At 47.1% G+C, this 25,373-nt stretch carries 24 protein-coding genes and 1 tRNA gene; 20 read left to right on the plus strand and 5 right to left on the minus strand.

Features of this window, described 5'->3' with window-relative positions:
- Position 1 precedes the first annotated feature (1 nt).
- The 10 genes from ispC to AWU56_RS03650 all read left to right on the plus strand — a co-directional run bounded on the left by ispC (position 2) and on the right by AWU56_RS03650 (position 10,917).
- On the plus strand, positions 2-1,201 hold the full coding sequence (gene ispC / locus AWU56_RS03605; protein ID WP_006955312.1) for a 1-deoxy-D-xylulose-5-phosphate reductoisomerase: 1,200 nt from the start codon (positions 2-4) through the stop codon (positions 1,199-1,201).
- Positions 1,194-2,549 carry a sigma E protease regulator RseP gene (gene rseP / locus AWU56_RS03610; protein ID WP_006955313.1) on the plus strand — a complete coding sequence of 452 codons (1,356 nt, stop codon included), beginning with the start codon at positions 1,194-1,196 and terminating at the stop codon, positions 2,547-2,549. Before ispC ends, rseP begins: the two co-directional genes overlap by 8 nt.
- 30 nt (positions 2,550-2,579) lie before the next feature.
- Positions 2,580-5,066, plus strand: a complete 2,487-nt coding sequence (gene bamA, locus AWU56_RS03615; RefSeq protein ID WP_286681781.1) for an outer membrane protein assembly factor BamA — start codon at positions 2,580-2,582, stop codon at positions 5,064-5,066.
- Between the two features lie 74 nt (positions 5,067-5,140).
- Positions 5,141-5,662, plus strand: a complete 522-nt coding sequence (locus tag AWU56_RS03620) for an OmpH/Skp family outer membrane protein (RefSeq protein ID WP_272977452.1) — start codon at positions 5,141-5,143, stop codon at positions 5,660-5,662.
- Positions 5,663-5,665: 3 nt separating this feature from the next.
- On the plus strand, positions 5,666-6,694 hold the full coding sequence (gene lpxD / locus AWU56_RS03625; protein WP_272977451.1) for a UDP-3-O-(3-hydroxymyristoyl)glucosamine N-acyltransferase: 1,029 nt from the start codon (positions 5,666-5,668) through the stop codon (positions 6,692-6,694).
- 9 nt (positions 6,695-6,703) lie between these two features.
- Positions 6,704-7,162 (plus strand): 3-hydroxyacyl-ACP dehydratase FabZ, encoded by a 459-nt coding sequence (gene fabZ / locus AWU56_RS03630; protein ID WP_006956098.1) that lies wholly within the window; start codon positions 6,704-6,706, stop codon positions 7,160-7,162.
- Complete coding sequence (gene lpxA / locus AWU56_RS03635) at positions 7,162-7,929, plus strand: acyl-ACP--UDP-N-acetylglucosamine O-acyltransferase (RefSeq protein ID WP_006956097.1); 768 nt, start codon at positions 7,162-7,164, stop codon at positions 7,927-7,929. The genes fabZ and lpxA overlap by 1 nt, the downstream gene beginning before the upstream one ends.
- A complete protein-coding gene (gene lpxB / locus AWU56_RS03640; protein ID WP_272977450.1) occupies positions 7,929-9,083 on the plus strand; it encodes a lipid-A-disaccharide synthase in 1,155 nt (384 codons plus the stop codon). The genes lpxA and lpxB overlap by 1 nt, the downstream gene beginning before the upstream one ends.
- 75 nt (positions 9,084-9,158) lie before the next feature.
- Complete coding sequence (locus AWU56_RS03645; RefSeq protein ID WP_272977449.1) at positions 9,159-10,079, plus strand: glutathione S-transferase family protein; 921 nt, start codon at positions 9,159-9,161, stop codon at positions 10,077-10,079.
- A 10-nt stretch (positions 10,080-10,089) separates the two neighbouring features.
- Entirely contained in the window at positions 10,090-10,917 is an 828-nt protein-coding gene (locus tag AWU56_RS03650) for a pirin family protein (protein ID WP_006956094.1), read from the plus strand.
- On the opposite strand, the gene AWU56_RS03655 is transcribed toward AWU56_RS03650, so the two are convergent.
- Positions 10,914-12,560 (minus strand): response regulator, encoded by a 1,647-nt coding sequence (locus tag AWU56_RS03655; protein WP_006956093.1) that lies wholly within the window; start codon positions 12,558-12,560, stop codon positions 10,914-10,916. The genes AWU56_RS03650 and AWU56_RS03655 overlap by 4 nt on opposite strands.
- 105 nt (positions 12,561-12,665) lie before the next feature.
- On the opposite strand from AWU56_RS03655, the gene AWU56_RS03660 reads away from it, so the two are divergent.
- A complete protein-coding gene (locus AWU56_RS03660; RefSeq protein WP_286681782.1) occupies positions 12,666-13,628 on the plus strand; it encodes an NAD(P)H-quinone oxidoreductase in 963 nt (320 codons plus the stop codon).
- 10 nt (positions 13,629-13,638) lie between these two features.
- Here AWU56_RS03660 and AWU56_RS03665 read toward each other — a convergent pair.
- Positions 13,639-13,723, minus strand: a tRNA-Tyr gene (locus tag AWU56_RS03665).
- 116 nt (positions 13,724-13,839) lie between these two features.
- Here AWU56_RS03665 and AWU56_RS03670 point away from each other — a divergent pair.
- From AWU56_RS03670 to AWU56_RS03700, 7 genes are all read left to right on the plus strand, one after another.
- Positions 13,840-14,322: a VC2046/SO_2500 family protein gene (locus tag AWU56_RS03670; protein WP_006956091.1), complete on the plus strand. Its 483-nt coding sequence runs from the start codon at positions 13,840-13,842 to the stop codon at positions 14,320-14,322.
- 30 nt (positions 14,323-14,352) lie between these two features.
- Positions 14,353-15,258, plus strand: coding sequence for a site-specific tyrosine recombinase XerD (xerD, locus tag AWU56_RS03675; RefSeq protein ID WP_416361495.1), 906 nt, complete (start codon positions 14,353-14,355; stop codon positions 15,256-15,258).
- Positions 15,259-15,269: 11 nt separating this feature from the next.
- The gene (locus AWU56_RS03680) at positions 15,270-15,992 is read left to right on the plus strand and encodes a thioredoxin fold domain-containing protein (RefSeq protein WP_272977445.1); all 723 of its coding nucleotides are present in this window, start codon (positions 15,270-15,272) and stop codon (positions 15,990-15,992) included.
- Positions 15,989-17,701 carry a single-stranded-DNA-specific exonuclease RecJ gene (recJ, locus tag AWU56_RS03685; RefSeq protein WP_286681784.1) on the plus strand — a complete coding sequence of 571 codons (1,713 nt, stop codon included), beginning with the start codon at positions 15,989-15,991 and terminating at the stop codon, positions 17,699-17,701. Before AWU56_RS03680 ends, recJ begins: the two co-directional genes overlap by 4 nt.
- A 40-nt stretch (positions 17,702-17,741) precedes the next feature.
- A protein-coding gene (gene prfB / locus AWU56_RS03690; RefSeq protein WP_116287553.1) for a peptide chain release factor 2 occupies positions 17,742-18,840 on the plus strand; the annotation gives its coding sequence in 2 pieces (ribosomal slippage) (positions 17,742-17,816 and positions 17,818-18,840; 1,098 coding nt in all).
- Positions 18,841-18,886: 46 nt separating this feature from the next.
- Positions 18,887-20,398, plus strand: coding sequence for a lysine--tRNA ligase (gene lysS / locus AWU56_RS03695; RefSeq protein ID WP_006956086.1), 1,512 nt, complete (start codon positions 18,887-18,889; stop codon positions 20,396-20,398).
- A 132-nt stretch (positions 20,399-20,530) separates the two neighbouring features.
- Positions 20,531-21,013, plus strand: a complete 483-nt coding sequence (locus AWU56_RS03700) for a methylated-DNA--[protein]-cysteine S-methyltransferase (RefSeq protein ID WP_286681785.1) — start codon at positions 20,531-20,533, stop codon at positions 21,011-21,013.
- Between the two features lie 37 nt (positions 21,014-21,050).
- Here the strand turns inward: AWU56_RS03700 and AWU56_RS03705 are convergent, their stop codons facing one another.
- Positions 21,051-21,533 (minus strand): FKBP-type peptidyl-prolyl cis-trans isomerase, encoded by a 483-nt coding sequence (locus tag AWU56_RS03705; RefSeq protein WP_006956084.1) that lies wholly within the window; start codon positions 21,531-21,533, stop codon positions 21,051-21,053.
- A gap of 5 nt (positions 21,534-21,538) precedes the next feature.
- Positions 21,539-22,438, minus strand: a complete 900-nt coding sequence (gene ygfZ, locus AWU56_RS03710; RefSeq protein ID WP_006956083.1) for a CAF17-like 4Fe-4S cluster assembly/insertion protein YgfZ — start codon at positions 22,436-22,438, stop codon at positions 21,539-21,541.
- Positions 22,439-22,512: 74 nt separating this feature from the next.
- On the opposite strand from ygfZ, the gene AWU56_RS03715 reads away from it, so the two are divergent.
- The gene (locus AWU56_RS03715) at positions 22,513-22,785 is read left to right on the plus strand and encodes an FAD assembly factor SdhE (protein ID WP_006956082.1); all 273 of its coding nucleotides are present in this window, start codon (positions 22,513-22,515) and stop codon (positions 22,783-22,785) included.
- A gap of 248 nt (positions 22,786-23,033) precedes the next feature.
- On the opposite strand, the gene nadB is transcribed toward AWU56_RS03715, so the two are convergent.
- On the minus strand, positions 23,034-24,638 hold the full coding sequence (nadB, locus tag AWU56_RS03720) for an L-aspartate oxidase (RefSeq protein WP_286681786.1): 1,605 nt from the start codon (positions 24,636-24,638) through the stop codon (positions 23,034-23,036).
- A gap of 139 nt (positions 24,639-24,777) precedes the next feature.
- On the opposite strand from nadB, the gene rpoE reads away from it, so the two are divergent.
- Entirely contained in the window at positions 24,778-25,356 is a 579-nt protein-coding gene (gene rpoE, locus AWU56_RS03725; protein WP_006956080.1) for an RNA polymerase sigma factor RpoE, read from the plus strand.
- Positions 25,357-25,373 lie beyond the last annotated feature (17 nt).

Consider the following 25,373-nt stretch of genomic DNA (forward strand, 5'->3'; position numbering starts at 1 on the left):
TATGAGTCAATCGATTACCATCTTAGGCGCGACGGGTTCTATTGGTCAGAATACGTTAGATGTCGTTGCTCGTCACCCTGATACTTATTCACTATTTGCCGTCACAGCTCATGGTAACGTGAGTGCCATGCTCGATATCGTGTGCCGTTATCAACCTCAGTATGCCGTGATGGTGGACGAACACGCAGCATCACAACTGCGTGCACAATTGCCGATGGATACGCGGACCGAAGTATTGGGTGGTGCGAGTGCATTATCCGACGTGAGTGCGTGTGCAGAAGTCGATGTCATTATGGCCGCGATAGTAGGTGCTGCTGGCCTGGCACCGACACTAGCGGCTATCAATTGCGGTAAACGTGTTTTGCTCGCTAATAAAGAAGCGTTAGTGGTGAGCGGTGAGTTATTTATTAATGCCGCGCGTGAAAGTGGCGCTCAAATTCTTCCTGTTGATTCAGAGCATAATGCAATATTTCAATGTTTACCGGATAGCGCACAACAGCAAGTCGGCTACATGCAACTGAATAATCATGGCATTGATAAACTGCTGCTAACGGGGTCGGGCGGGCCCTTTCGTCATACTCCTATCGATGAGCTTGTTAACCAAACACCTCAACAGGCCTGCAATCACCCCAATTGGTCAATGGGACAGAAAATTTCTGTCGATTCTGCAACCATGCTCAATAAGGGTCTGGAATACATTGAGGCACGGTGGCTATTCAATTGTCGTCGGGAACAGCTTGATATTGTAATACATCCGCAGAGCGTTATTCACTCAATGGTACAATATGTTGATGGTTCAGTGATGGCGCAGATGGGAGAGCCTGACATGCGCACGCCTATTGCTCATGTATTAGGTTTCCCTGAGCGAATTTGCAGTGGTGTGAAGGGACTCGATTTCATGACGCTTGGTGAACTCAGTTTTATGCCAGTGGATTTTGCACGTTATCCTTGTCTGAAACTGGCGATAGATAGTTGTTGGCATGGACAGTCGGCAACGACCACTTTAAACGCTGCCAATGAGGTGGCGGTTGCAGCGTTTTTGAAAGGACAAATTCGCTTCACTGATATTGCTGAAGTGTGTGACTCAGCATTGCAAAACTTGGTGTCAGCGCACGTGGATTCGGTAGACGCACTTATGGCTATTGATGCACAAGCGCGACGTGCAGCATCACGACGTGTGGAGCAAGTTGTTTATGCTTGATTGGTTATGGTACGCCGGTTCGTTTGTAGTGACCTTAGGTATTTTGGTCGCTTTTCATGAGTTCGGACATTTTTGGGTGGCTCGACGCTGTGGCGTCAAGGTACTGACCTATTCGGTGGGGTTCGGTAAAGCGATATGGTCACGGGTGGCACGCGATGGTACGCGCTATCAAGTCGGTATTATTCCGCTAGGTGGCTATGTTCGTATGCTCGATGAACGTGTTGATGAGGTCAGTGAGCAAGACAAACATGTATCCTTTAATGCCCAGTCAGTGTATAAGCGCTTTGCCATTGTGGCGGCTGGACCGATTGCTAATTTCATTCTCGCCGTCGCTGTACTATGGCTTATGTTTGGTATTGGGGTCCCTACGGTTAAGCCCATTATAGGCGATGTTGCGCCCGGGTCTATTGCAGCACAAGCAGACTTTGTAGAGGGCAGTGAGATTGTAAAAGTCGACAACGTAGAAGCATACGATTGGCAGCAGGTACAACTCGGTTTGATGAGTGCCATTGGTAACGATGAACTCTCAATTACCGTAAGTAGCCCCGACGGCACGATACAGAAAAAAACCTTAAATATTTCGCAGTGGCAGTTTGATCCTGAAACGGAAACAACCTTTGGTAGCTTGGGGATTCAAGTTTACCGACCTAATGTTTCCACTACATTAGCGCAGGTTGTTGATGACTCTCCGGCGCAACAAGCGGGTCTAGAAGCGGGCGATAAAGTGACCGAGCTCAATGGTCAGCCGCTAGAAAGCTGGCAACAATTGACTGGAACTATCGCCGAGTCCGCAGGAGTTGCCTTGACCTTGACTATCGAGCGCCAAGGAGCCGAACAAAAAATAACTGTTATTCCTGGTGAACGCGAACGAGGTTCTGATGTCATAGGTTACCTAGGCATCGCCCCTGAGGTAGGAGAGTTGCCCGAGGGCTATGTGTTCAACCATCAATATGGTATTGTCGGTGGTTTAATGAAAGGCGCTGAGCAGACATGGGAACTCATGGTTGTAAGCGTCAAAATGATTGGAAAGCTAATCACGGGCGATGTGTCCGTAAAAAATCTCGCTGGCCCTTTGAGTATTGCTGAAGGCGCTGGCGTTAGCGCGAGTAGTGGATTTGTTTATTTTCTCAGCTTTCTCGCGCTATTAAGTGTAAATTTAGGGATAATCAATCTGGTGCCTTTACCCATGCTTGACGGGGGACATTTAGCATTTTTCGTTGCTGAATGGGTGAGAGGGAAGCCGGTGTCAGAAAAAGTTCAAGACATCTGTTACCGGATTGGTGGTGCGTTAGTCTTTGCATTGATGATAATCGCCATAAGTAATGACATCATGCGCTTCGCATTCTAATTCAAAGTCAACAATAAGTAGCTAGTTATAATGACGTTTAAAAAGCTGTTAGTGAGTGCCATGGTTGCGGCGGCTGTTTCGCCCGCAGCGCAAGCACAAGATGAATTTGTTGTCCAAGATATCGAAGTTAAAGGTTTACAACGTGTGGCACTCGGTGCTGCGTTGACATATATTCCTGTTCGAGTGGGTGATGAAGTGTCAGAGCTGCAAATTCGCAGTGCGATCAAATCACTCTATTCGTCTACTCACTTCGATTACATCGAAGCAGTACGTGACAATGACACGTTGATTTTCCGTGTCAGTGAGCGTCCAACAATTGCTGAAATTACCTTCGAGGGTAATAATGATATTAAGGACGAGCAGTTAGAGCAGAGCCTCCAAGATAACAACATTATTCAAGGAGAGCCGCTTGATCGAACGACGATCTCAGGTATCGAGAAAGGGTTAGAAGACTTTTATCAAAGTGTCGGTAAGTATAACGCTCAGGTTGACCTTGAGGTGGTTGAATTACCGCGTAATCGTGTCGAGCTTCGCATGAACTTTGAAGAAGGCGATGCCGCTGAAATTGCACAAATCAACATTGTCGGTAACAAGGCATTTCCAGACGAACTGCTTTTAGATACTTTTGAGTTGCGCGATAAATTACCGTGGTGGAATATCATCGGCGAAAAACGCTACCAGAAAGAGCAATTAAGTGGCGACTTAGAAACACTCGAATCTTATTATCGCGATCGCGGCTATCTTCAGTTCCAAGTTGAATCGGTACAGGTTTCTGTCACGCCTGATAAGTCGGGTGTCTACATCACGGTCAATGTGAATGAGGGCGAGAAATATTACGTAAGCGAAACTGATGTAATTGGTGATTTGAAAGGTCATGAGGACATCGTTAATCGCTTAACTACGATTAAAGAGGGGACGCTATATAATGCGGCTCAAGTCACTTATATTGAAGACCTCGTTGGTCGTTTCTTCGGTGGCTATGGGTATGCCTACCCAGAAGTAAAGGCGATTCCTGAGCGTAATGACGAAGACAAAACCGTTAAACTGACGTTCTCAGTCAATCCAGGTAATCGCGTTTACGTTCGTCGCATTGCGTTTGAGGGTAATTCAACGACCGAAGACCAAGTCTTGCGTCGTGAAATGCGTCAGCTTGAAGGTGCATGGCTATCAGATAACAAGGTCGAGCAAGGTAAAGTGCGCCTAGAGCGACTCGGCTTTTTCGAAACGGTTGAGACTTCGACGGAAAAAGTGGAAGGACAACCTGATCAAGTGGATGTCACGTATAAGGTAAAAGAGCAACCTTCAGGTTCATTTACGGCGGGTATTGGTTACGGTGACTATTCAGGCCTGCAACTCAACGCCGGTATTCAGCAAAGTAACTTTTTGGGTACGGGTAATCGCGCAGGTATCAATGTATCGACCAGTCGTTTCCAGAAGAACTTCAGCGTTTCGTATACCGACCCTTACTTTACTACCAACGGTGTGTCTTTGTCGGGCCAGGTGTTTTTAAGTGAATTCGATGCGGGACGAGCAGAAAACTTAATTCGGTACAATCAGCGCACCTATGGTGTCGGTAGTACGATTGGTTTCCCGGTTGACGAAATCAACAGCTTTAGTTTTGGTGTTGGCTACAAGCGCCAAGAGGTGACGAACGTCGATGGTTACGAGCAAATACGTAAGTTTTATCAAGCGTTTTTAAACCCTGAGAGCCCTGATTCAGGCGTTGGCTTTGATATCTACGACTTCAATGTTGGCTGGTCTCGAGTCACCCTTAACCGCGGTACATTCCCTACATCAGGTTCATCTCAACGTGCATCTTTTGAAGTGTCTGCGCCCTTTAGTGATATTCAATATTTCCGGGTGGGCTATGACTTTAAATATTATTGGCCATTATCTGATGATCAACAATGGACATTATTGACACGTTTTAATCTCGGTTATGGTAATGGTTATGGTGCCGATGACGCCGGCAACGATTACTTACTGCCGTTCTGGGAATCTTTCCGCGTTGGTGGACAGGGCGACTTGCGAGGCTTTGAGCCGAATACGGTAGGTCCTCGTGCTATTTATAGTTATGCGGATCAAGTCGCAACGCCGCCAGACTGGACAGGTTTGCCGGGCGGTTATCCGGCAGGTTCAGATGCTGAATCCATCACCGTGAGTCGTTATGCCGTTGGTGGTAATGCCAAAGTTGTGGGAGGGGTTGAACTTATTGTGCCAACGCCGTTTATTGATGAAAGTATGCGTAACACTGTGCGTACAAGTATTTTCGTTGATGTCGGTACCGTTTGGGATACTGAGTTTGACTATGAGAAGTATAAAGGCTTAGATTTAATAGGTCAGAGTCAGCCACTCAGCGACTACAGCGATCCAGGTGACTTCCGTGTTTCAGCCGGTGTATCTGTGCAATGGATTTCGCCGATGGGACCGCTCACTTTCTCTCTAGGTAGAGCGCTTAAAGAAGTGGAAGGCGACGAAACTCAGATATTCTCGTTCAACATCGGTACGACATTCTGATAAAGTATCGATGTAGACCGTTCAAGGCGATAGGTTCGCAATAAAAGAACAACAAATTTTTTGAGGAGTTAATTTTGAAAAAGTTAGTGAAAACAACCGTTGCAGCGCTGGCTGTTTCTAGTGCAATGTTTGCGGGTGCGGCGAGCGCACAACAGAAAATTGGCGTTGTTGACATGATGCAAGTGTTTCAACAATTGCCACAACGTGAGCAAATCTCACAGCAATTGCAAACTGAGTTTCAGGACCGTTTTGAAGAAATGCGTCAGTTAGAGCAAAAAATCCAAGAGCTTCGTCAGAAGCAAGAACGTGACGCATCTGTCATGTCTGCGGAAGAAAAGACGCAATTGAATCGTGAACTCGAGCAACTCGTTGCTGAGGCACAGTTAAAAAGCAAGGCGTTACAAGAAGATACGCGTCGTCGTCAAGCGGAAGAGCGGGATGAGTTATTAGGCAAGGTACAGAATGCCATTAATGCCGTTGCTGAAGCCGGTGATTATGATTTGGTATTGCAAAGTAACGCAGTTGCGTTCATGAAGTCTGATAATGATTTGTCTTCAAAAGTTGTTGAGCGTATGAGCGGCAATTCAGGTAACTAATCAATGACAGAATACTCTTTAAAGCAGTTAGCAGAGTATGTTGATGGTGAGGTTCGCGGCGACGCGAACCTTGTTGTTACTGGCATAGGAACGTTGCAGTCTGCGTCTGCGACGCAAATAGCTTTTTTGGCCAACAGTCGCTACAAAAGCCAGCTTGAATCAAGTCATGCGGGCGCAGTTATACTCTCACCGAAAGATGTAGAAGACACGCCTGCGATAAATGCCATCGTAGTCAACAATCCCTATGCCGCTTTTGCCAAAATTGCTCAACGCCTCGATACTACCCCGGCACCAGCCGAGGGCGTCGCCGAGACTGCGCGCGTACATCCCACAGCTAAGCTTGGTAGCAATGTTGCTTTAGGCGAGTACGTTGTGATTGAGGCGGGCGCAGTGATTGGTGATAATGTGGCGATAGGGTCGCATGCTCACATCGGACCTGAAGTGAGTATCGGGGAAAATACTCGAATTTGGTCAGGTGTGCACATTTACCACCGTTGTGTTATCGGCGCTCAATGTAATGTCCATTCGGGGGCAGTGATTGGCGCAGACGGATTTGGTTGGGCACCTGAAAATGGTCAATGGCTAAAAATACCTCAAATTGGCCGTGTGATCATCGGCAACGATGTAGAAATTGGGGCAAGTACCACAGTCGATAGAGGCGCGTTAGACGATACAGTGATAAGTAACGGCTGTATTATTGACAACCAGTGCCAAATTGCACACAACGTATTTATTGATGAAAATACGGCCATCGCGGGTTGTACCGTATTGGCGGGAAGCTGTCGTATTGGTAAACGTTGTATGATCGGCGGTGCATCAGCCATTAATGGTCACATCAGTATTTGTGATGATGTGCAAATTATGGGTTTTGCCATGGTCATTAAAGAAATCAATGAACCTGGCGTTTATGCTTCGGGTATCCCCGCAGCCAGTCATCGCGAGTGGCGCAGAAACGGGGCGCGTTATCGTCAGTTAGATGACCTTTTCAAACGTGTAAAAGGTATCGAGCAAGAACTGCAAAAAATTAAGTAAAGGGAGAGGATGTTGAAAGCCACTGACTCTGGATTTGATATTCAAGGTGTACTCGACTTACTGCCACACCGCTATCCATTTTTATTGATTGATCGTGTAATTTCTTGTGATTGCGAGAAAGAGATTCATGCAATTAAAAATGTGAGTTTCAATGAGCCGATGTTTAACGGCCATTTTCCGGGTAATCCAATTTTTCCAGGGGTCTTATTACTTGAAGGCTTAGCGCAAGCAGCGGGACTGCTAGGATTCCGCATCACTGAGCAAAAATCGACTGCAAACGATTTATACTTGTTTGCTGGTATCGATAATGCGCGTTTTAAACGGCAAGTTATTCCCGGCGATACGATTCACTTTCACGTAACGTTTGAAAAAGAGCGTCGTGGTATTTGGAAGTTTTCAGGCCGCGCTGAAGTTGAAGGTGAATTGGCCGCGTGTGCAGACATCATTTGCGCGAGAAGGGAAGTCTAGTGATCCACGAAACGGCAATTATAGATTCGTCTGCTAAACTCGGCGCTAATGTCTCTGTCGGGCCGTGGACATTCATTGGTCCTGACGTAGAAATAGGTGATGATTGCGACATTCGATCGCATGTGGTGATTAAAGGCCCTACGAAAATTGGTGCACGAAATACGATTTATCAGTTTGCCAGCGTGGGTGAGGACTGCCAAGATAAAAAATACGCTGGCGAGCCGACACAACTAGTGATTGGCGACGATAACGTTATCCGAGAATCAGTGACAATTCATCGTGGCACAGTTCAAGATGAGGGTATCACCCGTATTGGTGATCGAAACCTGTTTATGGCGTATGTCCATGTGGCGCACGACTGCATCATTGGTAATGACAACATTTTTGCCAATTTAGTGACGTTAGCAGGTCACGTTCACGTTGGCGATCAAGTCATTCTGGGTGGCTTAACAGGGGTACACCAGTTTTGCCATATTGGCTCGCACGCGTTTGCAGCCGTTAACTCAATCGTTGTACAAGATATTCCACCCTTTATTATGGCACAAGGACATAATGCGCGTCCTCGTACAATTAATTCAGAGGGATTAAAGCGCCGGCAATTTAGTGAGCATGAAATCCGTAATATTCGTCGCGCTTATAAATTGTTATATCGCTCGAGTTTAACGGTAGACGAGGCGTTAGAGCAAATTAGTGCACTTGAAGAGCCGAAACTCGACGAGTTTATTGAATTCGTTAAGCGCTCTCAAAGAGGCATTATTCGCCCCTAATGGATAAACCAGTGATGTCCGTGAAAGTTGCTTTGGTCGCAGGTGAGCACTCAGGAGATATTTTGGGTGCGGGCCTCATGGCGGCGTTAAAATCACGCTATGCAAATATTGAATTCGTGGGTGTTGGGGGGCCTCTTATGGAAAGTGAGGGGCTTCGCTCTTTTTTTCCCATGGAGGACCTATCTATCATGGGCGTGGCTGAAGTCCTTCGGCACTTACCTAAGTTATTAAAGCATCGTAAGCAACTCGTCACGTTTTTACGTCAGCAACAGCCAGATATTTTTATTGGAATTGATTCCCCAGATTTTAACCTTACGATTGAAAAAAGACTCAAAGACGTAGGTATTAAAACCGTTCATTATGTCAGTCCATCGGTTTGGGCGTGGCGAGAAGGTCGGATTAAAGGGATTAAAAAGGCTGTTGATCACGTGTTGTGCCTGCTTCCGTTTGAAAAGCAGTTCTATGATGAGCATGGATTGTCCGCGACCTTTGTTGGACATCCGTTGGCTGATGCTATTCCCCGAGAAACGAATAAAGCCGCCGCAAGACGACAACTGGGGTACCCCGAGTTAGGTCAATATGTGGGCTTACTACCGGGGAGTCGCAAAGGCGAGTTAGCGCGTATGGCGCCGACATTTTTACAGGTCTGTAAGGCACTAAAAAAGACCCATCCCGAGTTAAAGTTTATTGCTCCAATGGTCAATCAGGCGCGTGCGGATGAGTTTACTGCTCTGCTAGAAGATAATGACATGCAGACCGATGTCGAAGTGTGTCTCGGACATAGTAGAGAAGTAATGGGGGCGTGCGATTACCTACTGCTCACATCAGGAACGGTGGCGCTAGAGGCGTTATTAATCAAGCGTCCGATGGTCGTTGCTTATCGTTTTGCTTGGCTTTCTTATCAAATTATTAAACGGCTTTTTCATGCGCCTTTCTTCTCTTTACCCAACCTACTTGCGAATCGGGCTATCGTTCCAGAGTTGGCGCAAAGTGATGCAACGGTTGAACGGATCGTCGCACACATGGAACAGTTAATCGATGAAAACAACCAAGCGCTAGTCGCCGAGTTTGACCGTATCCATCAACAACTCGATCAGTCAGCGAGCGATGTGGCGGCGAATGTGATTTCAGATCTTCTAGAAAATCGAATGTAATCACGGAAAATCTGCGCTAATAATCCTAAAAAATATGTTCTATTATCACTGTAGTTGATAAATAGGAGATCAATAATGGGTTTGTTAGTTGATGGCGAGTGGCATGATAAGTGGTACGACACCAAAAAGCATGGCGGACGTTTCGTTAGAAGTGAGTCACAGTTTCGTAACAGTATCGAGCAGGGGGGCCCTTTCTTGCCAGAGTCGGGTCGCTATCATCTGTTTGTATCCTACGCATGCCCTTGGGCTCATAGAGCTCTAATTTTTAGAAAACTTAAAGGACTTGAGCAACATATTGATGTCTCAGTTGTTCATCCTTTGATGCTAGAAAATGGGTGGGAGTTTTCAGCTGCTCCGCTTAACGATCCGCTCTATCAGTCGGACTTTCTGTACCAATTATATCTGAAAGCTGATCCGAACTACTCCGGCCGTGTCACTGTGCCTGTGTTATGGGATAAGCAACAGGAAACTATCGTAAATAATGAGTCGGCAGAGATCATACGTATCTTTAACTCCGCGTTTAATGATTTAACCGGAAATGAGCTCGATTTTTATCCCGACCATCTGCAACAGGAAATTGATGAAGTCAATGAACGCGTTTATCACGGTATAAATAACGGTGTTTATAAATGTGGCTTTGCGACCGAACAGCGTGCGTATGAAGAGGCATTCAAAGCGTTATTTGACGCCTTAGAATGGGTTGAAGAGCGCCTAGACGGACGTGATTACTTAGTCGGCGACCAACTCACCGAAGCAGATTGGCGATTGTTTACCACGCTAGTACGTTTTGATGCCGTCTATTTTGGCCACTTCAAAGCTAATAAATACCGCATCAGTGATTATCCACGGATGCGTGACTATTTGAGCCGTTTGTTTCACTACCCGGGCGTTTCAGAAACGGTGGTAATGGATCATATTAAGCGCCATTATTATGGCAGCCATAAAACGATTAATCCCACTCAGATTATACCAGTGGGTCCTGAGTTATCATTCTAAGGAGTGGGTCATGGGTGTATTAAAACGCGTTAAGGGGATAGCGGCGCAAGACGGAGCGGGTGTTAAGCTATCTCGCATTATCAATCAGCCTGGCTTTAAACATCAGGACCCGTTTTTAATGCTGGACGAATTTCGCTCAGACGATCCCGATGATTATATTGCTGGTTTTCCACCACACCCTCACCGTGGTTTTTGTACGTTAACTTATATGCTGGCGGGTGAAATGGCTCATGAAGACTCGGTCGGCAACAAAGGGCTTGTTGGAGCGGGAGGTGTGCAGTGGATGAAAGCGGCTCGAGGAATTATCCATGCTGAAATGCCCAAGCAAACAGAAGGTCTTATGTGGGGGTTTCAATTATGGATAAACCTACCTGCCAAATTTAAGATGGATGCGCCCGAATGGTTCGACTACAAAGCAGATGTCATTCCAGAAGTTCATCTTCAGCAAAGTATGTTGCGATTGATCGCGGGTCGTTATGGCGAGCAAGAAGGACCGGTAAATTTACCTGAACAGCGTTTTTTAGTTGCTGACTTACGTTTTTCTGAAGCCAGCAGCGAAAAACTGGATATCATGGCCTACACAACGCAATTGCTATATGTGTATCAAGGCTCGATTACGCTTGACGGTGAGCAAGTTGAACGAGGCGAGCTTGTGGTCTTCGACGGCCCATTGAACACCAGTATTATTCATGGGGAGCAAGGCTCCGGCGTTATGTTGTTGTTGGGAGATGCAATAGGTGAACCTATCAGCCAATATGGTCCCTTTGTCATGAATACGACACAGGAGATAGAGCAAGCTATTCGTGATTACCAACAGGGAAGGCTGACCGAGGCTTAGCTAAGGTTAAAACGAGCAGTTTGTTTAATCAGCTGCTCGTAACGAGCGGCATGTGAATCGGTTAACGTTAAACCTTGTAGCGTACGTAAACACGAGAGGCATTCTTTTTTCAAGAAGCCAATTTCTTTATTCGAGTTTGCTTCGGCACAATATCGAACAGCAGCCTGTATAAAGTTAAGAGCGGCGCCGCTGTTGAGAGGAGCTACTTTTAGTGCTTCTCGGAAACTGTTGAGTGCTTCCTTATAAAAGCGCTCTTCATATTCTTTGATGCCGCGTTCATGTAGCTGTCGGAATTGACTGCGACGTTGTTCAGATCGTTTTACTCGATCTTTTAACAGACGGTCAGTGTATTCATCAACAGAGAACAGCTGTTGATACTGCTTCATAATGTCATCCGCTTTTTCAAATTCACCTAAATCCATCAAAATAGCGACGATATCGAAGCTTACTTCCTCAGGCAACGAGTGGCCTGCTGCTAAATCAACACCAAAAATTTGGTTAAGTCTGTCTTGAGCTTCGCGTAAGCGTCCGTTGAAAGCGTCGATGCGTGACAGTAATACGGACTCGATCGTTTCGAAAGCGATATCTGAATAAACGAGGTTTTCATCGTAGCGCGCACGCTGCAATTCCATGGTCGCTTCAGTTTGATATTTCGCTACTTGCTGGCGCGTTTCCGCATGCTCGGCGGCATCTAAGATGGAACGTAGGTAATTACACAGATGTTGCACGTTACGATGAACCGAAGTACGGGCGATTTGCAGTACATTGTTCATCGCTTGCTTGGCTATTTCGTAATTCTCTGAATCACGTGCGATGCGTGCTAGTAGGGTCTGCCGCTCGATCGAGAACGGCGCCATAGAAATGGCCATGCGGGCACTATCGAGGGCATCATCGAGCGCCGCCTTGCTGAGGTGACAGCGCGTTCTCAGATCGTGCGCTTCAATCGCATTCGGCATTTTTTTAATAACAATATTTAACAGTTCGAGAGCATCATCAGGACGTTGCTGAAGTAAACGCGTTTCAGCCAGCTTTAAACTTGCCCAACTCTGACCACCTTCTTCCAATAAACGGGCAATCGCGGCATCAGCGGCCTCAAGTTGACCTGTTTTATTAAACAGTTCAATTTGTAATTTTTGACAGTAGTTGGCATAGCGACTTTGTGCGTCGATATGTTTTTGACAAGCGGTAATACACTGCTGATAGTCTTTATTAAATAATGTTTTGAATACATCTCTTAGCCACATTCTGCGTTTATAAGCTCTTAATAAACGCGCATGTAGAACGCGGTGTGAAAACGGCTTTGTCAGGTAGTCGTCGGGCTGAAGCTCAAGTGCACTGAGTACCATCGGTCGCGTGTTGTCGCCAGTGATGATAAAAAATAGCGTTTCAGGCTTAAGCATACCGCGCTGCCGTAACTCCTCGAGCACTTGGCGACCGTTTTTTCCTCGGCCTAAATTGTAGTCGACCAACATAATGTCGTAGGGCCGGCGTGCATAGGCTGCAATGCCCGCTTCACCGGTTCGTTTAGCGTCGACTTCTTTTGCACCGAGATTAATCAAAAGCCCCTTCAACATGACTTGAAAGGCTTTTTGATCCTCAATGATTAGGACACGTTTTTCCGATAAATCCAGTACTTCGCTCATACCGTAGACACTAATAGAAGAATTAATGACAGCATACTGTCAAACATAAATTATGTTAAGTCTCTACTCGGTTTAACGCGCAATTTAAAGGGAAATAAGTAAATTATGAGAGTAGCATCCATTAAAGAAGGGCAAATTGAGTGGAATGAAGCGGAGCTATCAAAGGAACTCAGTGCTCACCAAGTAAAAATTGAAATTAGCCATGCGGGTATCAATCGCGCTGACCTAATGCAGGTCGCAGGAGCCTATCCACCTCCGCCGGGAGCGTCAGACATTCCCGGGCTCGAGTGTTGTGGTCAGATTGTCGCTGTTGGCGATCAAGTGGATACTTTTGTAGTGGGGGACGATGTCTGCGCTTTGCTTGCCGCTGGGGGCTATGCTCAGCACGTCATTGTTGATCAACAACAAGTACTCCCGCTACCTCAAGGGTGGTCGAAAGCGCAAGGAGCAGGTTGGTTGGAAACTTTCGCGACCGCATATCTCAATGTCTTTCAATTGGCGCGTGTTAAACCGTCAGACCGAGTGCTGGTGCATGCGGCAGCGGGAGGAGTTGGCACATCCCTGCTTCAATTATGCAAAGAGAAAGGAATTAGTACGGTCGCGGTGGTAGGAACTGACGAAAAGCAAACTTTTTGTCAAAAGCTGGGCGCGAGTTTGTCGATAAATCGACATCATGAGCGAGACTGGAACGCTATAGAGAAAGAAGGTGTTGACGTGATATTGAATCCCATCGGCGGTGACTCTATTGCCCGAGACCAACACTTTTTAAATACCGAAGGTCGCATCGTGCTAATCGGTTTAATGGGGGGACGTGAGGGCCAGGTCGACTTTGGACGAATGCTAATCAAGCGACAACGTATCATCGGCTCAACGCTCCGAGCACTCTCCGCTGAACGCAAGGGAGCCATTTTGAGTGAATTGTGGGCGGAATTTGGAGACGCATTCAATGCGCGTCGCGTTATGCCAATGATTGATCAAGTGGTGCCAGCAACGGATGTGAATGAAGCGATGGACTACATGCGCGAAAATCGAACGTTTGGAAAAATAGTATTGGATATGAACGCTTAATAAGAAGAAGTGGTGGAGGGGGCAGGATTCGAACCTGCGAAGGCTGAGCCGTCAGATTTACAGTCTGATCCCTTTGACCGCTCGGGAACCCCTCCATCAGAAGAGCGCGTATGATAGCAACCTGAACTCTGTTGTAAAGGGTAAACTAAAAAAACTCATTGTTTCTCGTACTTTGCCGATATGACTGATATGTCAGTCAGCGGAGTTAGCAATGCAAGTGGTACGAGAACCACAATTGGATTCCTTTGTTAAAACAGCAGAGTCGTTTGCCAACGAAGCAATCAATGACGGTTTTGCCGCGACTTTTGCTTACTGGGTATCGGCGCTGAGTGATAGGCCTGCCGTTGAAGGGATGACACCACCCGAGCCAAACTGGCAACGAAGGATTGGTGCTGCACGACCACGCCCACTGGATGCTGGCGGTCATTATAAATTGCCGGCTGGCGTTTATAACGATGCTTCTGAGCTGACCCAGCAGCGCCTTGTTGATGCCTTGAATCCGCAACCTCTTGTCTTAGACGCGTCGCCCAATCGTCTGCCATTGGAACTCATTGCAAACTTGGATTGGCAAACGAGACAGCGTCGTCAACGTAGCAAGCTCGTCAAGCAACAGCCGCAGCGACGCTCCAACCCATCTCGTTTGTACGATGTTTTGCAGTCAATGGGTATAGAAGATCAGCAACCTCTCATGTAAGCTGACATCTTTCCAGTTGTCAGTACAAGAATGGGCATGAAAATTCATCCACAAGATGCAGAGCGTATTGAGCAATTTGTTGAGCATTTATGGCTTGCTCACGGTGTGAGTGAGAATACGCAAGCAGCTTACCGCAGTGACTTAAAGAAGTTTTGCGAGTTTTTGGCACAACACAGGTTGGGTCTTCATCAGGTAACATCTACGGTCGTGCAAGATTATTTGTTTTGGCGTCGCTCTCAGGGTCTGTCACCGCGGAGTACATCACGATTTTTGAGTGCTATGAAAAAGCTGACGCCATACGCCCTAAAGTCAGGCTGGTTTGTCACCGATCCGATCGCTAAGCTTAAACGTCCTAAAATGAGCCCCGCAGTACCTCACTCACTGACTGAATCCGATGTGTTGTCCCTATTAGATGCACCTGATGTCGATACGCCCATTGGTTTGCGCGATAGAGCGATGCTCGAAGTATTGTACGCAACCGGTTTGCGAGTAACGGAATTGGTCCGGTTACAATATGACCAAGTCTCATTGGCACAAGGCTTGGTGCGCGTTGTCGGTAAAGGTGATAAAGAACGGTTAGTGCCGTTGGGTGAGGAAGCTATCGAATGGCTATCGCGGTATATGAAGTCGGGTCGTCCAGTCCTCAGCGAGCGTCAGTCGGGTTGGGTGTTTATTACTCAGCGAGGGACGTTGTTAACGCGGCAAGCTTTTTGGTATCGGATCCGAACCTATGCCGAACAGGCCCAGATCAATAGCCATTTGTCGCCTCATACACTGCGTCATGCGTTTGCTACTCACTTGCTTAATCATGGCGCTGACTTGAGGGTACTGCAAATGTTGCTAGGGCATAGCGATCTGTCAACAACACAAATTTATACACAAGTAGCAAAAGAGCGCTTGCAGCAAATGCATGCAACGTTCCATCCACGAGGATAATCGAGGTCAATATGAAGTTGTTTCCTAGTCTTAGCGCCGTTGCGGTGTCGTTCTTGTTTTTGTCAGTCAATGCGCTGGCTGAGCAACAGCCAGACGTGAGTAAATTGGAACGTTTGGGTGTCGAGATCTCAACTATAAAGCCAGCGGGCATTGATGGTCTGTATGAGCTGTCCACTAATCAGGGAATCGTTTATATGACCGCTGATGGTGAACACTTGCTAGTCGGTAACCTGTATCAGTTGGGTGAGGGCGCACCTTTGAATGAAACTGAGCAGGCATTAAAGGCATTGCGAAAAGAAAAAGTGGCTGAACACCAAGATGAAATGATTGTTTATCCATCATCTAAGCAACAGTATGCCATTACTATTTTTACCGATACAACCTGTGGCTATTGTCGGAAATTGCATCACAACTTGGGAAGTTATCTTGATAAAGGCATTACTATTCAGTATTTGGCATTTCCGCGGGGTGGCCTAGCTTCGAAGGGCGGACGGGAATTACAGCAAGCTTGGTGTGCAAAAGATAGCGCCAAAGCGTTGTCATCACTATTCAATGATCAAGCGATCCGCGCCACTACCTTATGCGATAATCCCGTCGCTGAACACTACCAGCTAGGACAAATGCTGGGTGTAACAGGAACGCCCGCCGTAGTTTTACCGAGCGGTCGTATGTTGCCCGGAATGCGAACAGCAGATGCAATCATTGATGAAATTAAAGCTGATAACGAGTTATGACGTTCAAAGTAGTTAAGCGTTATCCGGATCACTTCGCCGAACAGCTACCAGCGGACTGGCCTGCGACCATTCGACAAATTTTAGCGCATCGAGGGGTTACTCGACCCGAACAACTCGATCTTCGTTTGCAGGGTATGGCGCATTTTTCTCAGTTGCGAGGTATTGATGCGGCATGTGAAGCGATGCTCGAGGCACGTGAACACAATGAAGCGATTGTCATCTGTGGTGACTTTGACGCGGATGGTGCAACCAGTACCGCATTATTGATGTCCGCTCTACCGCAGTTAGGTTTCACCAAAGTCACTTATCGCGTGCCGAACCGAATGACTGAGGGGTATGGCCTTTCAGCAGCGATTGTTGAGCAGCTAGCGGAGCAACAGGTGGGGCTGATACTCACGGTCGATAATGGTATTGCCGCACATGATGCGGCAATACGCGCCGCCGAATTAGGAATCAAGTTAGTCATTACCGATCATCATTTAGCCCCTGCGTCATTACCGCCAGCGGCTGCGATAGTCAATCCTAATCAACCCGGCTGTGAGTTTCCGAGCAAAGCGTTAGCCGGTGTCGGCGTTGCATTTTATCTATTGGCGGCATTACGCGCACGATTGCGCGAAACGGGTGAGCAGACACCCAATTTAGCAGACTTTCTTGACTTGGTGGCCTTAGGTACCGTTGCCGACGTGGTGCCGCTCGATAAAAACAACCGCATTTTGGTTCAGCAAGGCCTCAATCGTATTAAAGCAGGTCAGTGTCGCGCCGGCATACGCGCATTAATTGAGCAAAGTGGTCGCGATATTGCAAAGTTACAAGCGAGTGACTTGGGATTTGCCATAGGGCCTCGTATAAATGCCGCGGGGCGCCTTGATGATATCAGCCTGGGTATCGAATGTTTGCTGGCGTCGTCTGAGCGCGCGCAACAGCTTGCTCAAACATTATGTGACTTGAATAAACAGCGACGGGAAATTGAGGCGGACATGAAAGCTGAGGCTGAGTCCATTGTGAGTCAGCTTCAGCTCGATAATCAAGGTCAGCTGCCGAATGTCATTGTGCTCTATAACGAACAATGGCATAGCGGGGTAATTGGTATCGTCGCAGGGCGTGTAAAGGAGCGAACCCATCGTCCGGTAATCGTGTTTGCTAAAGAAAGTGATACTCATTTAAAAGGCTCCGCGCGCTCAATTGATGGTGTACATATTCGCGACCTGCTTGAGCGTGTGGACACTCAATATCCCGATGTAATTGAACGTTTTGGCGGTCATGCGATGGCCGCTGGACTGTCTTTAGCCGAAGCACAACTAAACACCTTTCAAAGCGCAGTGTCGCAAGCGGCAGCTGATTGGCTGACTGATGAGGTTGTACAACCCGTTATCTGGTCCGATGGTCAGTTATCCGATGAGCAATTAACGGTTGAATTTATTCAGCAACTCGAACGTTTTGGACCTTGGGGACAAAAGTTTCCAGAACCTATTTTTGATGGCGAGTTTCGGATACTGCAGCAGTGTATTGTGGGGGAAAAGCATCTCAAGCTCGTCGTTCAAAGCCCCGAAGGCGGTATTTTCGATGCCATATCGTTTTATTGCGATATTGAGCAGTGGCCCAATCATCAGTGTCAGTGGGTCGAACTTGTCTATAAACCACAACTGAATCATTTTCGCGGACGTACTTCAGTGCAGTTGTTGGTGGAGCAACTGCGCGCTTTGCGGTAAAATACCCGTTTATGCCAATTAAACAACTAAGGGTCATGTGATGTTTGAGACAAACGCCACTTACAACGCCATTAAAGAGATGCGCTCACGTAGTGAGGCACTTAGGGGGTATCTTTGACTACGCTCATAAAAAGGAGCGTTTAGAAGAAGTTACCCGAGAACTTGAACAACCTGAAGTGTGGGATGATCCGCCCAAAGCCCAAAGTTTGGGTAAAGAGCGCGCTGCACTTGAGCAAGTGATTGAAACACTCGATAACTTAGAACAAGGGTTAGAGGATATCGAGGGTTTAGTCGACTTAGCTGTGGAAGCAGAGGATGAAACCACCTTTGATGAGGCTGAACAAGAGTTAAAAGAGTTATTGACTCAGCTAGAGGCGCTCGAATTTCGTCGCATGTTTTCACGCGACAATGACTCATCAGATTGCTACGTGGATATTCAGTCAGGCTCTGGGGGGACGGAAGCCCAAGACTGGGCAAACATGCTATTACGCATGTATTTGCGCTGGGCTGAAGCGCATGAATTCAAAACAGAAATTACCGAGCTTTCTGAAGGTGAGGTTGCGGGTATTAAATCGGCGACAGTGCGTATTGCAGGCGAATATGCTTACGGTTGGTTGCGTACCGAAACAGGCGTACACCGCTTAGTGCGTAAATCGCCCTTTGATTCCGGCAACCGACGCCACACATCATTTGCATCGGTATTCATTTATCCTGAAGTCGACGATGATATTGAAATAGAAATTAATCCGTCAGATTTACGCATTGATACCTACCGCGCTTCTGGTGCGGGTGGACAGCACGTTAACCGGACGGATTCCGCGGTGCGAATAACCCATGAACCCACAGGGATTGTGGTGCAATGTCAAAGCGATCGCTCGCAACATAAAAATAAAGACTCTGCGATGAAGCAATTAAAAGCGAAATTGTATGAGTTAGAGATTCAAAAGCAGAACGAAGATAAGCAGGCGCTGGAAGATTCAAAAGCGGATATCGGCTGGGGCAGTCAAATTCGTTCGTATGTGCTCGATGATGCGCGCATCAAAGATTTGCGTACCGGCATCGAGAACAGAAACACACAGGCGGTGTTAGATGGTGCGCTCGATCCATTTATCGAGGCCAGCTTAAAAAGCGGTCTGTAGCCAAGTTAAGTCGCGATAGAAACGTATTCGAAGAGGAAGCAAGATTATGACAGATAAGTCGCAAACGCCAGAAGTTGATGTAAACGAACAAATCGCGCAACGAAAAGCGAAGTTAGCGGCGTTACGCGAGAAGGGCGTTGCCTTTCCAAATGACTTTCGCCGTGATTCACTGGCAAAGGATCTTCACGCTGAGTATGACGAGGCGGACAAAGAGTCGCTTGAGCAACAGGGCGTTCGCGTTAAAGTCGCGGGTCGAATGATGACCCGTCGTATCATGGGTAAAGCGAGTTTTGCGACGATTCAAGATATGTCGGGAAAAATTCAGCTATACGTAGCCCGTGATAACTTGCCAGAGGGTTTTTATAACAGCGAATTCAAAAAGTGGGACTTAGGCGACATCATTGGCGCCAGTGGCGTATTGTTCAAAACCGGGACAGGCGAACTGAGTGTGTTAGTCGACGACGTGCGTTTATTGACCAAGGCGCTGCGTCCTCTGCCAGATAAGTTTCACGGTTTGGCGGATCAAGAAACACGTTATCGTCAACGTTACCTTGACTTGATTACCAATGAGGAGTCTCGTAACACGTTTTTAGTGCGTTCGCGCGTTATTGATTACATTCGTCGCTACCTTAACGAACATCAATTCCTGGAAGTTGAGACGCCAATGATGCAAACCATTCCAGGCGGAGCTGCTGCGCGTCCATTTTCAACTCATCATAACGCGTTAGATATGGAGCTATTCCTAAGAATCGCTCCAGAGCTTTACCTCAAACGTCTCGTCGTCGGTGGTTTCGAAAAAGTATTTGAAATAAACCGCAACTTCCGTAATGAGGGATTATCGACTCGTCACAACCCTGAGTTCACCATGTTGGAGTTTTACTGGGGCTACGCAGATTATTTCGATTTGATGGATATGACGGAAGATATGCTACGGGGTATCGCTCAAGATGTATTGGGTTCAACCACATTTGAAAGTGGTGGCGTGACTTATGACTTCGGCCAGCGCTTCGAGCGCATGACGGTGTTAGAGGCGATTATTAAATATATGCCTGAAGTTACCGAGGAGCAGCTCAACGACCGCGAACAGGCGACCGCTATCGCAGAGCAAGTCGGTGTGGATGTCAATTCGGCTTGGGGTCTAGGAAAGATCCAGATTGAGATTTTCGAAACCGTTGCTGAACATCGTTTGATTCAGCCTACATTCATCACGGCGTATCCAGCAGAGGTGTCACCTTTGGCACGTCGTAATGACGAGAATCCATTTGTGACCGATCGCTTTGAGTTTTTTGCGGGTGGACGCGAGTTGGCCAATGGCTTCTCGGAGCTGAATGATGCAGAAGACCAAGCGCAACGCTTCCGCGATCAAGTGGAAGCTAAAGAGGCGGGCGATGATGAAGCGATGTTCTATGATGAAGACTATGTCACAGCGCTTGAACACGGCATGCCGCCAACCGCGGGTGAGGGTATCGGTATTGACCGTTTGGTGATGTTGTTGACAGATTCATCGACCATCCGAGACGTACTCTTATTCCCTCATATGCGTCCTAAAGCAGATTAAGTCCAAAATAATCTAACAGCCACCCTTGCCGGGTGGCTTTTTTTTGGTCTACCATTTAATAAATTAGAAAAAAGAGACAAGGAAACGTTCTTTACTATTCAATTTTATTAAACATTATGCTTTGGAGATTGAATGTACCACTTAGAGTTTGACACACCGCTTGGGCACATGGTGGCTATGGCGAATGAGGCACATCTGACGGGTCTTTATTATAAAGATCAAAAAAATGTGCCAGACTTAAGCCATTCGGTTGTCAACCATAAGCATCCTGTGTTGGTGCAAACACAAGCGCAACTTGAAGAGTACTTTGCTGGCGCGCGTCAGAAATTTAGCCTGCCTTTACGAGTAAAAACGACAGAATTTCAACAGCAAGTGCTTTCGACACTTACACAAATAAAACCAGGCGACACATTATCGTATCAGTGTATTGCTGAGCGTATTGGACGACCTAAAAGCGTACGCGCTGTTGCTAATGCGGTTGCGAGAAATCCATTTATTATCGTCATTCCCTGTCACCGTGTGATAGGCATAAAAGGTGAACTAAAAGGTTTTTCGGCGGGGGGGCATCGAAAGCGAGCACTCATTAATCGAGAGCAAAAATTAAGGGGCGAATAGTCGCCCCCCAATTCATTAACCGTTAATCACTGAGTGATTAGTGGTCTTCACCATCTGCGTGAACGTGACCGTGTTCAAGCTCTTGCTCAGTTGCGTCACGTACTTCGACAACTTCAACGTCAAAGTTTAAGTTTACACCTGCTAATGGGTGGTTACCATCGACAGTCACTTCGTCGTCATTAACTTCGACGATGATGACTGATTGGTCGCCTTGGTCGGTGCTTGCACGGAACTGCATACCGGGTTGAACATCGTTTTCGCCAAACAAGTTACGTGGAACTGTTTGGATCAAACCTTCGTGACGTTCGCCGTATGCTTCTTCAGGACCGATTTCGGCGGTAAATTTCTCGCCGACTTCTTTACCTTCCAATGCATTTTCTAAACCAGGGATCAGCATGCCTCGGCCATGGATAAAGCTCAGTGGATTGCCTTCCTTAGACTGATCCAATGTTTGACCTTCAGCTGTCTTAACAGTGTAATGGATGGCGACCACTTTATTCGGGGCAATTGCTTCGCTCATAATAGTTAACCTAATTGATACGGCAGTGTGTGTATTTCCAAGAGACCATCGTCGTCACCTTGCAAACGGAGTGGGGTATCGATCTCAATATCGATCGGTAATACCACTAAACCATCTACTTGGGTGTCGGTACGATTCACTGCCATAATTATCGTACCTCCTCGACGCCAATTTTCGCCCACTTTCCGCTCAACCTGCGCGCCCACCTCAAAGGGGACGTGTGCAGTACCACTTACACGAAATAGTGCGCGTTTTTGTTTACCCAAGTAACGCATTCGGGCAACAGTCTCTTGGCCGATATAACAACCTTTCTTAAAATCAATTCCGTCCCAGGCTTGTACATTCAACATCTGGGGTACGAATTGTTGCGTAAGTTCACTTATAAGTTGAGGACGCACTCGCTCTATTTCAAGGGCATCCCATAACTTTTCGTCAGAATTTGATTCGATTTCTGACTTATATACTAGCACGAACTGATTTGGCTCGCTTCCAACCTTAAGTTTTGCAATAAGATCGGCCTCATTGGGAAGTTCAAATGTCTCGCTTGAACCCACTAAACCGATCAAATTGAGGTCTGACGATTTATCTTCAAAAGTGACTTTATTAAACACGCCATACTTTTCAAACTGTGCCAATGAGGGTGCGATAGCTGAATGTTTTAATATCAGCCAAAACTCATTATCGCTGTGGCAGTAGAGCCAGAATACGCTCAACGTTTTGCCGGTCGGTTCACAGTGGGCCGAATAACACAGATCACCCGGTTTGAGTGCATTAACGTTAGCCGTCAGTTGTCCCTGCAAAAAGCTGCGCGCATCGTCTCCAGTTACCGAAAGGAGTCCATAGCTCGCTAACGGACACAGTAACGTTTGGTCAGTAGAAGTGAGTTCTGACATGACTTTGCTCATTTAAAAGGCTCCTTTCATTGCCATGTCATGCTAATATGAGGCTATTGAAATTGAATTCAAGGTTGGGAGTAAAAATGTTCACACTAAAACAATCTGAGGAAGCATTAAAAGACAAACGACGGCTTAAATGGGCTTGTCGTCGCGGAATGCTCGAGTTGGATGTGTTGTTTGAACCCTTTGTCGATGAAGCGTATGACCACTTAAGCGAGGAAGACAAAGCGATTTTCCGCCGCCTTGTAACGTGTGACGACCCAGACTTGTTCGCTTGGTTTATGGGTCATAAAAAATGTCCTGATGCTGAACTTCAGCACATGGTCGACCTGATGTTGGCGCGCGTAAAAGTTTAACGGTTATGCTTCATCTGCAGTCTGAAAACAGGCTGCTTTCGGTCAGCGAAGATAGCTTACAATGGTGGGTCGATGGTCAGTTGTGGGCGGGCAAATGTAGATGGCGGTTTGTTTTAAATCGCTGGCTACTTATTCAGTTACGTCCTCATACGAACGTTGGCAAAAGGCGACGTCTTTATTTTTGTATCCATCGTCGCCGGATAACGCCGGCGCTGTGGTGTCAGCTCCGGCGTTGTTTGAATTGCCAGCTATAGGTGTTGCGGTAATAGTCGAGTTGGCTTAGCGTGAGGATCAAGATCGGGGTAGTCTAAGGTATAGTGAAGCCCACGACTCTCTTTACGTTGAAGTGCGCTGTGCACGATGAGTTCGGCTACTTGAACTAAGTTTCGCAACTCTAACAGATTATTACTGACCTTAAAGTTACTGTAATAATCGTGTATTTCTTGCTGTAGCAGCTGTATCCGATGCAGGGCGCGTTCTAGTCGCTTAGTGGTCCTGACGATGCCAACATAGTCCCACATAAACAAACGTAATTCGTGCCAATTGTGTTGTATCACCACCTCCTCATCGGAGTCACTGACTTGACTCTCGTCCCAAGCCGGCAGCCGATCAATGATAGGTGCTTCATGACTTTGTTCGAGAATATGTCGCGCAGCAGCACGGGCAAAAACTAAACACTCTAATAGTGAGTTGCTCGCCATTCGATTTGCGCCATGTAGTCCTGTGTAGGCGACTTCACCTACTGCGTACAGTCGAGGGAGGTCGGTTTGCGCATTGAGGTTAGTCGTAATACCACCACAGGTGTAATGAGCAGCCGGCACGACCGGGATGGGCTGCTTACTCATATCGATGCCAAGAGAAAGACACTTGTCGAAGATCGTTGGAAAATGTTGACGCAAAAACGCTTCGCTTTTGTGCGAGATATCCAGGTACATGCAGTCAGCACCTAAACGTTTCATCTCATAATCGATAGCTCGAGCAACCACATCACGCGGTGCTAATTCGGCACTTTCGTGAAAGCTATCCATAAATCGACTGCCGTCAGGGCGTCGCAACACGGCGCCTTCGCCACGTAACGCTTCGGTTAATAAAAAGCTTTGCGCGTTCGGATGATAAAGACAGGTCGGATGGAATTGATTGAACTCCATGTTAGTTACACTGCACCCTGCACGCCATGCCATGGCAATGCCATCACCACTGGCGATATCAGGGTTACTGGTGTATTGATACACCTTGCTTGAACCGCCTGTAGCAAGCACTACAAACCGCGCGGCGGCGGTCTCAACACGCTCAAGCTTACGATTCCATAAGTAAGCCCCATAACAACCCAGCTCACGCTGTAAGCGCCGACCCGTTATCAAATCGACGGCGTTAAATCGTTCTAATACCTTGATGTTGGGATGTGCCAATACCTTGCCTTGCAACGTTGTCTGAACGGCTTTGCCGGTGGCATCGGCGGCATGCAGTATACGTCGATGGCTATGACCACCCTCTTGGTTAAGATGATAGGTCGGCGCATCTGCTTTAGATTCGACCTGATCAAACCCCACGCCCTCATCGATCAGCCATTGTAAGGCTTCTCGCGCATGACGTGTGGTAAACTCAACGGTTTCGCGCTCACATAAACCAGCGCCGGCAATGAGGGTATCTTCGACATGGCTTTCGATGCTATCGGATTCATCGAACACTGCCGCGATTCCTCCTTGAGCGTAGTAAGTAGAGCCCTCGGTCAGTGGTCCTTTACTAACAATAATCACTGAATGGTGGTCTGCTAACTGCAAAGCGGTGGTTAAACCGGCGGCGCCTGAACCAATGACAAGAACATCTGATTGATAATTTGCTGCAGGTTCCATAAAGTACTCATTAAGGATTTTGCTCGATTTTACGCAAACTGAAAATTTTTGCGAACTTTTTACGAGCACGGCGGTCAGACCTAACGAGTACATGAGCCGCCAGTGCTATGTAGTGATTAGCAAGGGAGACAAGGCTCGGATGAGCGAACAAATGACGGACCAACAGCTGGTCGAACGTGTACAAAAAGGTGATAACCGCGCATTCGACTTGTTGGTAAAAAAATACCAACATAAAGTCATGAGCTTGATCTCTCGTTATGTGAAACAACAAGGCGATGTAGCTGACGTGGCGCAAGAAGCGTTTATAAAGGCCTATCGTGCACTACCTAAATTTAGAGGTGAGAGCGCATTTTACACGTGGCTTTATAGAATCGCGGTGAACACGGCGAAAAATCATTTGGTTTCACAAGGGCGCAAGCCGCCTGCATCGGATGTTGATGCAGAAGATGCTGAGTATTATGAAGGAAGCGGAGCACTAAAGGATGCCGGGAGTCCTGAGCATCAGTTATTAACGGATGAAATTCAAACCGTTGTGTTGCGTGCTATAGATGAATTACCAGAAGACCTTAAGCGGGCTATCACTTTACGAGAGATTGAAGGCTTAGGGTACGAGGAAATCGCTGTCGAAATGGACTGCCCGATAGGTACCGTACGCTCGCGTATCTTCAGGGCGCGAGAGGCCATTGACAGCCAATTAAGACCGTTGCTAGAACGGTAATTGATAGAGGAATCTTT

It is taken from the genome of Idiomarina sp. T82-3, assembly GCF_001577655.1.
GTDB classification, from domain to species: domain Bacteria; phylum Pseudomonadota; class Gammaproteobacteria; order Enterobacterales; family Alteromonadaceae; genus Idiomarina; species Idiomarina baltica.

What these genes read in the sequence shown, in the direction of transcription:
- ispC (WP_006955312.1), top strand. Translation starts at nt 2, where the DNA reads ATGAGTCAATCGATTACCATCTTAGGCGCGACGGGTTCTATTGGTCAG.
- rseP (WP_006955313.1), top strand. Translation starts at nt 1,194, where the DNA reads ATGCTTGATTGGTTATGGTACGCCGGTTCGTTTGTAGTGACCTTAGGT.
- bamA (WP_286681781.1), top strand. Translation starts at nt 2,580, where the DNA reads ATGACGTTTAAAAAGCTGTTAGTGAGTGCCATGGTTGCGGCGGCTGTT.
- lpxD (WP_272977451.1), top strand. Translation starts at nt 5,666, where the DNA reads ATGACAGAATACTCTTTAAAGCAGTTAGCAGAGTATGTTGATGGTGAG.
- fabZ (WP_006956098.1), top strand. Translation starts at nt 6,704, where the DNA reads ATGTTGAAAGCCACTGACTCTGGATTTGATATTCAAGGTGTACTCGAC.
- lpxB (WP_272977450.1), top strand. Translation starts at nt 7,929, where the DNA reads ATGGATAAACCAGTGATGTCCGTGAAAGTTGCTTTGGTCGCAGGTGAG.
- AWU56_RS03645 (WP_272977449.1), top strand. Translation starts at nt 9,159, where the DNA reads ATGGGTTTGTTAGTTGATGGCGAGTGGCATGATAAGTGGTACGACACC.
- AWU56_RS03650 (WP_006956094.1), top strand. Translation starts at nt 10,090, where the DNA reads ATGGGTGTATTAAAACGCGTTAAGGGGATAGCGGCGCAAGACGGAGCG.
- AWU56_RS03655 (WP_006956093.1), bottom strand. Translation starts at nt 12,560, where the DNA reads ATGAGCGAAGTACTGGATTTATCGGAAAAACGTGTCCTAATCATTGAG.
- AWU56_RS03660 (WP_286681782.1), top strand. Translation starts at nt 12,666, where the DNA reads ATGAGAGTAGCATCCATTAAAGAAGGGCAAATTGAGTGGAATGAAGCG.
- AWU56_RS03670 (WP_006956091.1), top strand. Translation starts at nt 13,840, where the DNA reads ATGCAAGTGGTACGAGAACCACAATTGGATTCCTTTGTTAAAACAGCA.
- xerD (WP_416361495.1), top strand. Translation starts at nt 14,353, where the DNA reads ATGGGCATGAAAATTCATCCACAAGATGCAGAGCGTATTGAGCAATTT.
- AWU56_RS03680 (WP_272977445.1), top strand. Translation starts at nt 15,270, where the DNA reads ATGAAGTTGTTTCCTAGTCTTAGCGCCGTTGCGGTGTCGTTCTTGTTT.
- recJ (WP_286681784.1), top strand. Translation starts at nt 15,989, where the DNA reads ATGACGTTCAAAGTAGTTAAGCGTTATCCGGATCACTTCGCCGAACAG.
- lysS (WP_006956086.1), top strand. Translation starts at nt 18,887, where the DNA reads ATGACAGATAAGTCGCAAACGCCAGAAGTTGATGTAAACGAACAAATC.
- AWU56_RS03700 (WP_286681785.1), top strand. Translation starts at nt 20,531, where the DNA reads ATGTACCACTTAGAGTTTGACACACCGCTTGGGCACATGGTGGCTATG.
- AWU56_RS03705 (WP_006956084.1), bottom strand. Translation starts at nt 21,533, where the DNA reads ATGAGCGAAGCAATTGCCCCGAATAAAGTGGTCGCCATCCATTACACT.
- ygfZ (WP_006956083.1), bottom strand. Translation starts at nt 22,438, where the DNA reads ATGAGCAAAGTCATGTCAGAACTCACTTCTACTGACCAAACGTTACTG.
- AWU56_RS03715 (WP_006956082.1), top strand. Translation starts at nt 22,513, where the DNA reads ATGTTCACACTAAAACAATCTGAGGAAGCATTAAAAGACAAACGACGG.
- nadB (WP_286681786.1), bottom strand. Translation starts at nt 24,638, where the DNA reads ATGGAACCTGCAGCAAATTATCAATCAGATGTTCTTGTCATTGGTTCA.
- rpoE (WP_006956080.1), top strand. Translation starts at nt 24,778, where the DNA reads ATGAGCGAACAAATGACGGACCAACAGCTGGTCGAACGTGTACAAAAA.